Source organism: Streptomyces sp. NPDC048142, from assembly GCF_043202835.1.
Classification (GTDB): domain Bacteria; phylum Actinomycetota; class Actinomycetes; order Streptomycetales; family Streptomycetaceae; genus Streptomyces.
In genome coordinates, this window is the sequence record NZ_JBIDBC010000003.1 from 182810 (window position 1) to 196398 (window position 13589).

Sequence of the window (13589 nt, forward strand, 5' to 3'; positions counted from 1 at the left end):
TGTCTGCCGGGGTGAAGGTCAGGAACCGGCGGCGCGGAGCCGCTCCAGGGCCTGCTCGGCGGTGCCGTGGGCGAGGATCATCGCGTGCACCCAGCGCTCGACGCCGAAGGCGACGCAGGAGCTGTACGCGGGCCCGTGGGATCCGGCACGGATGCCGAGCCGCTCGCCGAAGAAGTTGCGGTGCCGGTTGACGGAGGCGATGGCCGTGCCGTCGGGGGCGCTGTACTCGTACTTCACCGGGTCCAGCGCCATCAGACGGGCCCGCGATCCGCCGTTGTCGTAGAACGGGTCGTCGGCCGCCGCCCGGGTCAGGGCCAGCCCCAGCCGTCCGGCCACCTCCTGGACGAACTCCCCGCCGCGTTCCTGGTGTTCGGCGGCACCCTCCTTGGTGCCGAGGTAGACCACCTCCCGCATATGGAACCCCCACAGCCGGCGCAGGCCGTCGTAGTGGGTCTCGTTGCGGAAGCAGCGGCCGACCGCCGAGAGCCGCAGCCCGTCCTCGCCGACGTCCTCGCCCTCCAGGGAGAGCAGCAGTCCATAGCAGGTCGCGGACGGCAGCACATGGCCGGTCGGGTGCAGCGGGAGGTCCTGCGGCGAGCCGCCGGAGGCCAGCCCGTCGAGCGCCTCCGCGCCGAACCGCCCGGCGGATACCCCGAGATGGGGAAAGTTACGGAAGAAGTCCAGCCGCGCCAGTCCGTCGACGGAGAGCAGGGGCGGGCCCACGACCTCGGGGGCGGAGAGCCGCGCGGCCAGGCCGGTCAGCAGATCGTCCAGACCCCGCAGCAGTGCGGTGCGGACCGGGTCCAGCGTGATCAGCCCGGCACCGGGACTCTTCAGCTCGATACCCGGCAGGGCCGTGATGCTGGATGTGTTCATGAAACCGCGTCTTTCTCGGTGTGGGTCGGCAATGCGGGACACCCACCGGATGTACGGACCACATCGCCGTGGCGTCGGCGGTCCCGAACAGGGCCGTCACCGGCCGGAACGCAGGCGGGAAAACGGATTGACAGCCCGTCACGAACCCGACCGCGCCCTTGGACATTAGGCCCATCCCTCACCTGTTGTCTAGACCAAAAATACCGAACGGCAGGTATCGGTTCCGTGGCCGTCAGGTACATGACTGCTACCCATATCGCCATATGTACCGGGCACTTGACAGTCCATGCGGTCTGGACCAATCCTGCTGATCGACGTGGTCGCGGCTCCTCCCGCCACGCCACTGCCAACCGTCCCGCCGTCCGCGGCGGCCCCGCTCCCCCGGGGTCGCCGCACGGCCGGCCGAGGAGAAGGACCTGCCATGAACCTCATGACGACACCCGCCCCTCGCCGCCGGCCCCGCCTGCACCGCGCCGCGTCGGACATCCCGTACTTCAGCGCGGACGGCGAGGCCTACCTCGCGCAGACCGCCCTGCGGGAGCTCGACAAGTCGCGTCCGCTGCGGGTGCTGTCCGAGGAGGACTTCGCCCACTGGCAGACGTACGGTTACGTCATCGTCCGGGAAGCCGTCCCGGCCTCGGTGGCACGCCAACTGCTGGACTTCACCTGGGACTTCCAGAGCCTGGATCCCGAGCGGCCGGAGAGCTGGTACGAGGACCGGCCGCTGCGCTCCGAGCTGGACCAGCAGCTGCACATCTACGGCTTCGTGGAGGCGTACCACCACCAGCTCCTCTGGGACAACCGGCAGTCGCAGCGGGTGTACGACGCCTTCGTCGACGTGTGGGACTGCGAGGAGCTGTGGGTCACCCTGGACCGGCTCAACCTCAACCCGCCCAACCGGGGCAACCGCGACCGCGCCCTGATCGAGGCGACGGACCGGGGCTTCGACATCGAGCTCCACTGGGACATCGACACCACGCTCGCCGTCCCGCCGCAGCGGGTGCAGGGCATCATCGCGCTCAACGACACCCGGCCGGAGACGGGCGGCTTCCAGTGCTGCCCGGAGCTGTTCCGGCAGTTCGACACCTGGAAGACCGGCCAGCCGTCGGACCGGGACCCCCTGCGCCCCACCATCGACCGGGACGAACTCCCCGTCGTACGACCGGATCTGCGCCCCGGCGACCTGCTCATCTGGAACGGCCTGCTGGCCCACGGAGTGGCGCGCAACCTCTCCGGGAGCGGGGTGCGGGCCGTGCAGTACCTGTCGATGATGCCCGCGCTGGAGGAGCACGAGCGGCTGCGCAAGTCCCGGGTGGAGTCCTGGCGTCATCTGCGCACCCCGCGCTGGAACCGCACCCTGGTCGGCGACCCGGTGCGGCCCGAGTCCCAGCGCTACCCGACGGCCGAACTGAACCCGCTGGGCAGCCGGTTGCTGGGGCTCGCCTCGTGGCAGGACCCGGTCGAGGACATCGCACCCGCCGCACAGGGCGCCGAGGGCACGGACTCCGCCGCGCAGAGCGGGGAGCCTTCGTGCGCCGCGTCTGTCTGACCCTGCCCACCCACCGGGCGTGCGCCGGGACCATCGCGGCGGTAGGCGAGGAAGCAGCGTACGGGGCACGGCAGTTCGGCGTCGAGGTGCACCTCCTGGTTCTGGACTCCTCCCCCGCGCCGGCGCTCGCCGAGCACCGGAAGACGGTGGCCGCGCTGCCCCCGTCCCCCGGGGTGACCGTCCACCACCTCGACGAGGGAGAGCAGCGCGCCTTCCTGCGCGAGGTGACCGTCCGGTCGGGCGCGGAACGGGAAGGGCAGGACCGGCTGCTGGAGCTGATGCTGCCGTCCCGCGTCTCCTACGGGGCCTGCACCAACCGGGCGTTCCTCCTCGCCCAGGCCCTCGGCTGTACGTCCGTCCACCGCCGGGACTCCGACAGCCGCTACCAGCACCTCGACGGCGAACCGGTCTTCCCCCTCCACCAGGAACTCACCTACCTGGGCCAACGAGCCGATGACGTACGCGGGTCGGCGACCCGGAGCAAGCTGCCGCCGGGGACCGGAGGACGTCGGATAACGATGGCCGGAGGCTCCTTCGTGGGAGAGATGTCGGTGGACGTCGCGGAGATCCGTGACCTCGACCCGGACACGTACCGCGAACTGATCGGCCTGTCGATACCCGACGGATACCCCGAGATCTGGCGCGGACATCTGATCGACGCGTCCTTCCGGGGCGCCGGGGACACCGCGTTCGACGGCGACCGCACCACGCTCGCCCCCGTCAGCCCGATGCGCGTGGACATGTGCAACATCGCGCTCGACCACGAGGTCTACCGCAGGGTCCCGCTGCCGCCCGCCACCGACACCATCGGCAGCGACTACTTCCTGATCCACCTCCTCCACGACGCCAGGATGCCCGGCGTCCAGCACAACCGGCACATCGTCAACTTCCATACGGCGGAACGGCGTACGGACGCCGGGTTCCTCGCGTACCAGCTGCGCTTCGCGAAGTTCCTGCTGTCGAAGACGTACCTCAACGCCGTGTACGCGCAGACGGCGGCGGCCGGTGACGCGCTGCTCGACGCCGAGGGACACCTCCGGGCCTGTGTGGTCGCCGGTTTCGTCCGGGACAGCATCGGCCTCGACCGGGCCGAGAACGCCCGCCGGCTGGACGTCCTCGACCGGGCCTACCGGCGGCTCGGCGGCCGCTACGCGACGGTCGCGGACACGCTCGCCGGCCGCCGCTCCCGGCTCCTGGACGAGGCCCGGGACGACATGGCCGACTTCGCGCTCCTGATGGACCGCTGGGAGGCGCTGACCCGTGCGAGCGCCGAAGCGGGACCGGGAGGCGTCCCGCCGGTCACGGCCGGACACCGCCCGGCCGTGACCCGATGAACCCCGCTGTCGGCAAGGACACCATGCACCCGAATCCCGCGCACACCCCGCGTACCCCGCACACTCCCCGTACCGTCACCGTCGCCTACGCGGGCGGTGACGAGCGCCGCGGCCCCCTCACCATGGGCCAGGCCAACATGATCCGCTGCATCCTGCGGGACGACCCCGAGCACATCAACAACCACGATGTGTGGGCGATCCCCCCGGGCACCGGCCTGGACGCCGCGATCGACGCCCTGCGCACGCTGGCCCTGCGCCACGAAGGGCTGCGCACCACGTTTCCGCACGTGCCGGGGGCCGCGCCCGTGGAGCAGGTGGTGGCGGGCGAGGGCACGTTCACGGTGACCGTCCTCGACCACACGGAGTTCCCCGAGGAGCCCGCCCGGTACGCCGAGACGGTGGCACGGGCGGCCCGCGCCGGCCGCTTCGCGCTGGACCGGGAGTTCCCCCTGCGGATCACGGTGCTCACGCTCGGCGGCGTACCCGTCCATGCCGCGCTGGCGTCCAGTCACGCGGTGACGGACGGCAGCGCGCTGGCCGTCCTGCGGGAGGAGTTCCTCGCCCTGCTGGCGGGCGAGGAACTGCCCGCGCCGGCCTCCTTCGCCCCGCTCGACCTGGCGGCCGAGGAGGCATCCCCCGCCGGGAAGCGGAAGTCGGAGGCGTCGCTGCGGTACTGGGAGCGGATCATCCGCACCGAGCCGCAGGAGATGTTCGCCGAGCCGCGCGCGGCGGGCGCGGACGGCCGGGCCCGGCAGCTCACCCTCCGCTCCCGGCGCGGTGCGCGGGCACTCGCCGCAGCGGCCGGGCGCATCGGGAACCCGGAGGCCACCGTGCTGCTCGCGGCCTGGTGCGCGCTGGTGGCCCACCGGGCGGGCCAGGACTCCTGCGTCACCGCCGTCCCGACCTCCAACCGGTTCCACCCCGCGATCGCCCGCTCGGTGAACACCCTGTCCCAGGACGCGCTGCTCTGCCTGGACGTCCGGGTCCCGTCCTTCGACACGCTGGTCCGCAAGACCTGGGGCGCGGCGCTCAACGCCTACCGGCACAGCCAGTTCGACTCGGTACGCCTGTGGGAGATGATCGGCCGGGTCACCGGTGAGCGTGGCAGCCACTTCGCGCGGGACGTGGTCTTCAACGACGTCAGCGTGCTTCCCGCCACCCTTCTCTCCGCCGCTCCGCAGAACAGCGGCGCGGCCGAACTGGAGCTGACCTGGGGCCCGTTGCAGGTGCTGCCGACGCGCATGCTGGCATTCACGTACGAGACAGCGCCCCAGCTCCACATCTCCCTGTGGGCCGACCCCGCGCTGTTCACCCCGCAGGAGGCGGAGGGCTTCCTGAGCGGTTTGGTGCGGCTACTGGAGGCGGCCGCAGAGGGTGACGTACCCCTCGGCTCGCTCACCGGGGCGACGGGCGTGAGCCCTTCGGAACGCGGCCCCGACTGGACGCGGGTGGACGGCTGTTGGGCCTCACCGGCCGCCGTACGGGACGCGCTGAGCGGGGCGGTGGGGGGCCTGCCGGTGCACATCGACACGGACCAGGAAGCGGGCCTCACGGCGTACATAGCGCGCGGCGGCGACACGGCCCTGACCTCGGCCGGCGCCCACGAGGCGCTGATGGACAAGCTCCCCGCCCACGGCGGTACGGGCGTCGTCGCGCCCCGCCGCTACGTGCTCGTCGAGCACCCGCCCGCCGAAGCGCACCGGAGCGACGCGTGGCGTCGGCAGCAGATCATCGAGGAAGGGGCCGGCAGGAGCCGGCAGGTGCGACATGAGCGTTGACGACACGACCCTCCAGCAGAAGCCCGAGCCGCTGCCCAGCCCCTGGCGGTCGGGCCGGTTCCAGCTCTTCTTCACGGCCCGCAGCGCGTCCCTGCTGGCCGACGGCATGCTGATGGTGTCCCTCACCACGGCCGTGCTGGGAGCGGGCCACGGGGCGAGCGGAGTCGGGTACGCGCTGGCCGCGTGGATGACCCCGATCGTCCTGCTGGTGCTGTTCGGCGGGGTGCTGGCCGACCGGTTCACGCCTCAGCTGATGATGATCTGCGCCGACCTGGTGCGGATGCTGGCCATGATCACGCTCGGCGCGCTGCTGTTCTTCTCGGACGGCGTTCCGCTGTGGCAGATCATGGCGCTGATGGCGCTCAGCGGGGCCGCGACGGCGATGTTCCAGCCGGGCATGGCGAGCATGGTCCCCCGGGTCGCCGAGGACATCCAGAAGGCCAACGCCCTGCTGCGGATCTCCGAGGCCCTGAGCACCCTGCTGGGCCCCGGCCTGGCGGGCATCCTGGTCGCGTACTGGCAGGTCTCGGGCTCGTACCTGGTCATCGCGGCGGCGTACGCGCTCAGCGCGGCGGTCCTGCTGCCCCTGCGGAAACTGCACACGGTCCGCGACGAGGGCGACGCCCCGATGTGGCGCAGGCTGGCGACGGGCTGGCAGGAGTTCCGGTCCCGCCAGTGGCTGTGGGGCGTCATCGCGGTCTGGTCCGTGTACGGCCTGTTCGTGTTCGGTCCCGCGCTGCCGCTGGGCGCGGCGCTGATGATCGAGCAGCACGGGGCGAGCGGGTACGGCTGGATCGCCTCGGCGGACGGCGCCGGGACGATCATCGGCGGCCTGATCGGCATGCGGGTCCGCCCGCGCCGTCCCCTGGTCGCGGGCGCCCTGGCGATGCTCTGCTTCGCGCTCAACCCCCTGGCCCCGGCCCTGGAATGGTCCTTCGCCGCCACGGCCGTGGCCCACGTCATCGCAGGCTACGGCTTCGCGTTCTGGGGGGTGATGTGGGCGACCAGCGTCCAGTCGCACATCCCGCTGACGGTCCTGAGCCGCGTCTCCGCGTACGACGTCGCCGGCTCCATCATGGTCATCCCGCTCGGCCGCGCGCTGGCGGGTCCGGCGGCGGACGCGTTCGGCGCGAACGAGGTGCTGATCTTCTCGTCGGCCATGTCGTTCGTCCTGCTGGCCGTCATGCTCAGCGTCCCGGCGATCCGCGCACTGCGCCGGGCGCCGGAGGGCCTGCCGAGCAAGCCGGCTGCCGAACCGGCGGTCTGACCCGTTCCACCGGGGTACGGCGTACCGGTCAGACCCGCATGACCGGTACGTCGTACTGCGGGATCCAGGCGTTGCGCGTGACGAGTACCGGCCGATGGGCCTGCGCCTGCGCGACGAGCAGCCGGTCGAAGGGGTCCTGGTGGACCATCGGCAGCCGCCCGGCCCGCACCCCGTGCGCGGCGGTGACGGGGAGGCGAGGTCGCGCACGCGCTCGGCGAGGTCTCCCGGGCCTTCCGGCAGGCCGAAATACTGCGCGAAGGTGATCTCCCAGGGCGAGACGGCGCTGACGGCGTGCGCGGTATCGAGCAGGCGTTTGGCTTCGTCGGACAGCTCCGAGGAATCGTCGAGCCACGAGAGGATCACGGGTGTGTCGAGGAGAAGGCGCATCACGCCATCCCGAAGGCTGCGGAGATACCTGGGTGGGGCTCATCGAAGTGACGAGCGATCCGGACCTGCCCACGCAACGAGCCACGCCCGCCGCGCCGCACAGCGGGCGCTGTCGACTCCGGTAGGGGTTACGGGTACGGGTACTACAGGCTCCCGCGCGCCGCTGATCAGGATCGGCCTCCGATCGATGAGCTGGATCAGAGTGCCGCGAAACAGTGGCCCCGAACGCAGCGCCGAACGCGGACGAAGCATGCGCCACAGCACCCTCATGACGTCACCGCGGGGTCGGCCACCACCGGCACCGGAAGGGGAACGCGAACGGGAACGACAGCGGGCGTCACGACCTCCGCCCAGATCGTCTTCCCGATACCGGCCGGCCGCTCCTTCACCCCCCCCAAAGAAGGCCAGCGCGTCGACGATCAGTAGCCCACGCCCGCCCGTCTCCAGCTCACCGGGCCACCGCACCTCGGGACGCCCCTCACCCGCGTCGCTCACCTCAAGCCGAAGCCACGCGCCCCGCTCCCGGCACTCGATACGCACGCCGATCATCCGGTCGCCGGGGACGGCGACCCGCACGGCGTTGGTCACCAGTTCGGAGAGCAGCAACTCCGCCGTCTCGATCGCATCCTGACCGGCCCGCCACTCACCAAGCCTGGCGCGAAGCAGGGCACGCGCCCGGGGAACGCTGCTGCGGCTGCGGACGAGCCGAAAGTTCACTTCGCACAGTTCACCCATCACAGTCCCCAATGGTCGGATCTCGGCTGAAGTCCAGTGCGGGCGAGATCAGTTGGTTCGTGGCCCAGCCCGTCATCAGCAGGATGAGTGCGCACCATCCGAAAACGCAACGTTGCCGATAGCCTCTGCATCATTTTTCCGTCTTTCGGGTAACCGCGCCCCGACAGAGCCTCTACTTTGCTAAAGGTGTTCACATGCACACCAAGAGTGCCGCCGCCAACACTTCGACCGTCCTCGGACGCCAACTAGGGGACGAACTCAGGCGGTTGCGCGAGACGGCCGGCCTGACCACCAGCCAAGCGGCCGAGGCCCTCGACTGCACCAAGGGCAAGATCAGCCGGATCGAGAACGGCCGCGTGGCGGTACGGCTCCCCGACCTGACAGCGATGCTGCACGCGTATCAGCTCTCCGACCACGAGGTCCGAGACCGCCTCGCCTCCCTGGCACGAAAGGCCAACCGCAGGCGTCGGGAGGGCTGGTGGAACCAGTACGGCGATGTACTGGCCGACACCTACCGCGACTACATCGCGCTGGAAGCCATGGCGGGGTCCATCCGGACTTTCCAGGCACAGTTGATTCCTGGCCTGCTCCAGACCCCGGACTACACTCGCACGGTCACCGTGGCCTCACGCCAGTGGCAGACGGCGGACGAGATCGAGAAGTTCGTCCGAGTCCGCCTGGCACGGCAGGAACGGCTCTTCGACGACACCCCGCTACAGCTGTGGGCCGTACTGTCGGAAGCCGTCCTTCTCCAGCAAGTCGGTGGTGCGCAGGTGATGAACGCGCAGCTTCAGCACCTGCTGGCCAGTTCCGAGCGCCCGAACGTGACGGTGCAGGTGCTGCCGTTCGCGCGCGGGGCTCATGCGAGTATGTTCGGCCCGTACGTACTGCTGGGATTTCCCGAGGAGGGGGCGCTCGACGTGGTGCTGGCGGACAACCCGTCCGGCTCCATGTGGCTGGAACGGGAGGCGGACGTCTCGCGCTACCAAGACCTGTTCGACGCCGCGCGCACGTCCGCGCTCTCCCCGGCCGAGTCCCGCGCTGTCATCCACCGCAGGGCCGAGGAGCATCAAGCATGAACAGCGCACACCACAGCACGCCGGACCTGTCGGGCGCACGGTGGCGCACCAGCTCGTACAGCGGCGGCAACAACGAGTGCGTAGAGGTCGCCCACAACCTCCGCCACCTGGTCCCGGTCCGCGACAGCACCCGCCCCGCCGGTCCCGTCATCGCCTTCGGCCCCGACGCCTGGCGGTCCTTCGTCAGCGACCTGGCGTGAGCCGCAAATGGATACCCCGAGGGTAGGGCGAGAAACGGAGATTTGCCATGGTGGATGAAATGAAAAGTCGGATCATCCGGCCCTGGGAAGAGTTCAAAAAGCTCCCATTCCCCTCAGGGTTTCACAACCGGGAGCCTGAAGGTGAATGCATGGTTACGATGGATGCCGCCCTCGCTGGCTGCATCTCCTCGGCGATGCATGGCCAACTGGATGATAAGCGTCATGAAATTCTGCATTCACGTATCGCGCGACTCCGAGAGATCCTTCCGTTGATCCGAGATGACGAGAATGCCAGCAATTATTTCATTCGTCTGCATCAAGCGGCCACGTTGGCGGCAGAAATCGATGACGCGCGGCGCGCATAACTGAACTCCTCGCCCTGATTGCACGACCGAGGCTCACCAGGATGGAGGAACGTCGATCCCGTGAAGTCTCATTGGACCGATCTGACGGCCAACTCACATCTCCTCGGTTCCCTGTAGCGGCATGAAAGGGCGTGGCCGGTACTCACCGCCCAGGGGTCCGGAGAGTTCTTCATTCTGCCTCCAGGGGGCGGTGGGACTGAAGTCGGATGGGTCCGCCGTAAAGAACATCGCAACCTCCGGCCTGCCGTCGCGCATCGCTGCGGCGACGGGCTCTCACGAGTTCGCCGCATTGTCCGCAGATGGAATGAATCTGTGCGCAGTGCCAGAGGAAGAGGATGAGTACTGGATCATTGTGCGCTTCAGGATTACGGCGCCCTGCATCGACGCTCAGTATGGGGCATCCGCACAGAAAGGGCAGTAAAGAATGAGTGTGGTGGAGAGCTGGTCCCGCGTGATGAGTCTTCTTCGGCAGCAGGCCCCGGCCGATCACGCGGATCTGCCGGGGCCTGCAACGGAGCAGATGCTCGCTGCTGCCGAGGAACGGATGGGTATCTCCCTCCCGCAGGATCTGCGGGCGTGGCTGCTGCAGAACAACCTGGATCTTCCTGAGAAAGATGTGGACGACGATGTGGCATGTTGCGGCTTCGCCGGGTTTCCGGATGAGGGCAGCTTCTTCTTGGGCGTCCGGGCGATGGAGAAGCTGTACGCGAACCGCTCCATGCCCGGGGGGTTCGATCCTCAGGACCAGCCGGACAATTCGTTCTGGCGCAACGAGTGGATCCCGTTCCTGTCAGACCAGGACGGCTGGATGGGAAAGTTCATCGACGTGCGGGACGGGCGTATCGGCAGTTGGTTCGTGGGTGAGATCACGACCACGGGCGAGTACGCGTCACTGGCTCACTATTTCGACTCCGTGGCGGAGATGCTGACGAAGATCGCCGATGGAGCCTATCCGGTCTGTGAGGTCGCCGAAGGGCGGCTCGTCTGGTCGTGACCCGAAAGTGCGGCTCCAGGCGACCCCTCACTCCTCCGGCGGGAACACCACCTCCCCCGACCCCGCCAGCGTCAGTGTGATCGCCTCCACCGGGCAGCCTTCCGCCGCCGCGAGGACCTGCTCGCCCGCGTCCCGGTCCTCCTCCGTCGGGTGGGACTGACGGGCCGAGTCCAGGCGGAAGCCGTCCGGGGCGTGGTTGACGCACATGCCGGAGCCGATGCAGACCGAGCGGTCGACCTCCACGTGCCAGCGGTCGCCCATCACGCCTCCCGGTAGCCGGCGGGCAGGTGGATCATCTTGTGCTCGAAGAACTCGCCGTAGCCCTCGGGGCCGAACTCGCGGCCCAGGCCGGAGTTCTTGTAGCCGCCGAAGGGGCCGAGCATGTCGAGGCTGAAGGTGTTCACGCTGTACGTGCCCGTGCGGACGCGGCGGGCCACGTCGATGCCGCGTTCCGTGTCGGCCGTCCAGACGCTGCCGCTGAGGCCGTACGGGGAGTCGTCGGCGATGCGGACGGCCTCGGCCTCGTCGGCGTACGGGATCAGGCAGATCACCGGGCCGAAGATCTCCTCGCGGGCGATGCGCATGGAGTTGTCGACCGAGCCGAAGAGGGTGGGTTCGACGTACCAGCCGCGTTCCTGGGACGGGGGGCGGTTGCCGCCCGTGAGGATCTTGGCGCCTTCCTCCTGGCCCAACCGGATGTAGTCCAGGGAGCGCTGTTGCTGGCGGCGGGCCACCAGCGGGCCGAGTTCCGTCGTGGGGTCCAGGGGGTCGCCCACGTGGAGCGCGCCCGCCGCCGACGCGAACGCCTCCGCCATCTCGTCGTACCGGGAGCGCGGGGCCAGGATGCGGGTCTGCGCCACGCACGCCTGACCGTTGATCATCCAGGCGAACGGGACGATGCCCGCCACCGCCGCCTCCAGGTCCGCGTCCGGGAGGATCACCGCCGCCGACTTGCCGCCCAGCTCCAGGGTGACGCGGGTCAGGTTGCGGGAGGCCACCTCCATCACGCGACGGCCGGCCGCCACCGAGCCGGTGAAGGAGACCTTGTCCACGTCCCGGTGGCCCACCAGGTATTCGCTGACCTCACGGTCGGCCGGGAGGATGGAGAGGACTCCGGGCGGCAGGCCCGCCTCCGCCGTTATCTCCGCCAGTACGTACGCGTCCAGGGGGGTTTCCGGGGAGACCTTCAGGACCGCCGTGCAGCCCGCCAGCAGCGCGGGAGCCAGTTTCGCGGCGGCCGTGAACTGGGGGACGTTCCACGGGACGACGGCCGCCACCACTCCGACCGGTTCGCGGCGGACCAGGAGGGGGCCCAGCACTCCGTCGCGCCGCTCCTCGTACGGGAAGTCGCGCGCCACCGTGATCGCCGAGTCCCAGACCATCATCGCGGCCAGCGCCTGCACCATGACACTCGAACTGTACGGAGTGCCGTTCTGGGCGCTGATGAGGCGCGCGAACTCCTCGTGGCGTACGGCGAAGGCGTCCTTGATCCGGGTGATCACCGCGATCCGCTCGTCCAGGCCCATCCTCGGCCAGGGGCCCTCGTCGAAGGCGCGGCGGGCGGCGGCGACCGCCCGGTCCACGTCGCCCTCGGAGGCGTGCGGCACGCGGCCGATGACCTGTTCGGTGTGCGGGGAGATCACCTCGATGACCTCGGTGCCCAGCGGATCGGTGAACTCCCCGCCGATGAACAGTTGTCCGTGTTCCACAAGCTCCGTAAGTTCCGTCATGGCTGGTGCCTCCCGCGAACCCGTGTACCCGAAACTGACTGCTCGTCAGAACTGATACCAGTTCCTGTTCCAGGAGTCCACGGCGCGGACGACTTCCGGTGCGCGAACAAGTAGTAGACCTGGGCTACCACTGGAACAAGTTCTCGTTACAGTGGAGGCCGAACCGCAGAGGGGGAGCCCATGACGCAGGTGACGCAGGTGACCGACCACGGCGGAGGCGTTCACAGCATCGAGGTCCCCATCCCCGACAACCCGCTGGGCCACACCCTGGTCCACCTCCTCGACACCGACCGGGGCCCGGTCCTCATCGACACCGGCTGGGACGACCCGGCCTCCTGGAACACCCTGACCGCCGGGCTCGCCAGCCTCGGCACCGCCGTCACCGACATCCACGGCGTCGTCATCACCCACCATCACCCCGACCACCACGGGCTCTCCGGCCAGGTCCGTGAGGCGTCCGGGGCCTGGATCGCCATGCACGAGGCCGACACCGCGATCGTCCGCCGCACCCGGGACGCCGAGCCCGGCACCTGGCTCGACTACCTCACCCGCAAGCTCGCCGCCGTCGGCGCGCCCGAGGAGCACCTCGCCCCGCTGCGCGCCGCGCGCAGCGGCGGCCGGCTGCGGACCCTGCCCGGTCTGCGCGCCGCCCTGCCGGACCGCGAGATCGTCCCCGGCGAGCTGCTGGATCTCGCCGGGCGGCGGCTGCGTGCCGTCTGGACCCCCGGGCACACCCCGGGCCATGTCTGCCTCCATCTGGAAGAACGGCATCCGGCGGACCTGGCGGGGCACGGGCGGCTGTTCTCCGGGGATCACCTGCTGCCCGGGATCAGTCCGCACATCGGGCTGTACGAGGACCCGGACGACACCGCCGTCACCGACCCGCTCGGCGACTACCTGGCCTCGCTGGAGCGGATCGGCCGGCTCGGGGTGGCCGAGGTGCTGCCCGCGCACCAGCACGCGTTCACCGATGCGGGCGGGCGGGTGCGGGAGCTGCTGGACCACCACGAGGAGCGGCTCACCGGGCTCCTCGCCCTGCTCACCACGCCGCTCACCCCGTGGCAGGTGGCCGAGCGGATGGAGTGGAACCGGCCCTGGGAGCAGATCCCGCACGGGTCGCGGTCCATCGCCGTGTCGGAGGCCGAGTCCCATCTGCGACGGCTCGTGAAGCTCGGCCGCGCGGAGGCCGTCCGGGGCGGGCCCCCGGCGGCGTACGTCGCGGTCTGAGCCCCCGGAGCGCCCGGAGCCGGTGACGAACATCGCGACGTGGACCCCCGGCCGCTCCCCTACGGACC

At 70.0% G+C, this 13589-nt stretch carries 13 protein-coding genes and 1 pseudogene; 9 read left to right on the forward strand and 5 right to left on the reverse strand.

What is annotated here, in order from left to right; translation table 11 throughout:
- Positions 1-18: 18 nt before the first annotated feature.
- The gene (locus ACGF2Y_RS05720; protein WP_392943432.1) at positions 19-876 is read right to left on the reverse strand and encodes a hypothetical protein; all 858 of its coding nucleotides are present in this window, start codon (positions 874-876) and stop codon (positions 19-21) included.
- A gap of 430 nt (positions 877-1306) precedes the next feature.
- On the opposite strand from ACGF2Y_RS05720, the gene ACGF2Y_RS05725 reads away from it, so the two are divergent.
- Genes ACGF2Y_RS05725 through ACGF2Y_RS05740 form a run of 4 tightly spaced genes read left to right on the forward strand, consistent with a single transcriptional unit; the run spans position 1307 to position 6804 of the window.
- A complete protein-coding gene (locus tag ACGF2Y_RS05725) occupies positions 1307-2425 on the forward strand; it encodes a phytanoyl-CoA dioxygenase family protein (RefSeq protein WP_392943683.1) in 1119 nt (372 codons plus the stop codon).
- Entirely contained in the window at positions 2407-3759 is a 1353-nt protein-coding gene (locus ACGF2Y_RS05730; protein ID WP_392943433.1) for a DUF6271 family protein, read from the forward strand. The genes ACGF2Y_RS05725 and ACGF2Y_RS05730 overlap by 19 nt, the downstream gene beginning before the upstream one ends.
- Positions 3756-5537, forward strand: coding sequence for a condensation domain-containing protein (locus ACGF2Y_RS05735; RefSeq protein WP_392943434.1), 1782 nt, complete (start codon positions 3756-3758; stop codon positions 5535-5537). The genes ACGF2Y_RS05730 and ACGF2Y_RS05735 overlap by 4 nt, the downstream gene beginning before the upstream one ends.
- On the forward strand, positions 5527-6804 hold the full coding sequence (locus tag ACGF2Y_RS05740; protein ID WP_392943435.1) for an MFS transporter: 1278 nt from the start codon (positions 5527-5529) through the stop codon (positions 6802-6804). Before ACGF2Y_RS05735 ends, ACGF2Y_RS05740 begins: the two co-directional genes overlap by 11 nt.
- A gap of 28 nt (positions 6805-6832) precedes the next feature.
- Here ACGF2Y_RS05740 and ACGF2Y_RS05745 read toward each other — a convergent pair.
- Positions 6833-7191 (reverse strand): annotated as a pseudogene (locus ACGF2Y_RS05745) (type II toxin-antitoxin system VapC family toxin).
- A gap of 39 nt (positions 7192-7230) precedes the next feature.
- Positions 7231-7926 carry an ATP-binding protein gene (locus tag ACGF2Y_RS05750; RefSeq protein ID WP_392943685.1) on the reverse strand — a complete coding sequence of 232 codons (696 nt, stop codon included), beginning with the start codon at positions 7924-7926 and terminating at the stop codon, positions 7231-7233.
- A gap of 194 nt (positions 7927-8120) precedes the next feature.
- On the opposite strand from ACGF2Y_RS05750, the gene ACGF2Y_RS05755 reads away from it, so the two are divergent.
- From ACGF2Y_RS05755 to ACGF2Y_RS05770, 4 genes are all read left to right on the forward strand, one after another.
- Positions 8121-9005, forward strand: a complete 885-nt coding sequence (locus ACGF2Y_RS05755; RefSeq protein ID WP_392943436.1) for a helix-turn-helix domain-containing protein — start codon at positions 8121-8123, stop codon at positions 9003-9005.
- Positions 9002-9205 (forward strand): DUF397 domain-containing protein, encoded by a 204-nt coding sequence (locus ACGF2Y_RS05760; protein ID WP_392943437.1) that lies wholly within the window; start codon positions 9002-9004, stop codon positions 9203-9205. Before ACGF2Y_RS05755 ends, ACGF2Y_RS05760 begins: the two co-directional genes overlap by 4 nt.
- Positions 9206-9252: 47 nt before the next feature.
- A complete protein-coding gene (locus tag ACGF2Y_RS05765) occupies positions 9253-9570 on the forward strand; it encodes a hypothetical protein (RefSeq protein WP_392943438.1) in 318 nt (105 codons plus the stop codon).
- A gap of 424 nt (positions 9571-9994) precedes the next feature.
- On the forward strand, positions 9995-10564 hold the full coding sequence (locus ACGF2Y_RS05770; protein WP_392943439.1) for an SMI1/KNR4 family protein: 570 nt from the start codon (positions 9995-9997) through the stop codon (positions 10562-10564).
- 27 nt (positions 10565-10591) lie between these two features.
- Here ACGF2Y_RS05770 and ACGF2Y_RS05775 read toward each other — a convergent pair whose 3' ends face one another.
- Both ACGF2Y_RS05775 and ACGF2Y_RS05780 read right to left on the reverse strand, forming a co-directional pair.
- On the reverse strand, positions 10592-10825 hold the full coding sequence (locus tag ACGF2Y_RS05775; protein ID WP_392943440.1) for a ferredoxin: 234 nt from the start codon (positions 10823-10825) through the stop codon (positions 10592-10594).
- Positions 10825-12294, reverse strand: coding sequence for an aldehyde dehydrogenase (locus tag ACGF2Y_RS05780; protein WP_392943441.1), 1470 nt, complete (start codon positions 12292-12294; stop codon positions 10825-10827). The genes ACGF2Y_RS05775 and ACGF2Y_RS05780 overlap by 1 nt, the downstream gene beginning before the upstream one ends.
- 180 nt (positions 12295-12474) lie before the next feature.
- Between ACGF2Y_RS05780 and ACGF2Y_RS05785 the strand changes: the two genes are divergently transcribed.
- Positions 12475-13521: an MBL fold metallo-hydrolase gene (locus ACGF2Y_RS05785; RefSeq protein WP_392943442.1), complete on the forward strand. Its 1047-nt coding sequence runs from the start codon at positions 12475-12477 to the stop codon at positions 13519-13521.
- Positions 13522-13589: the final 68 nt, after the last annotated feature.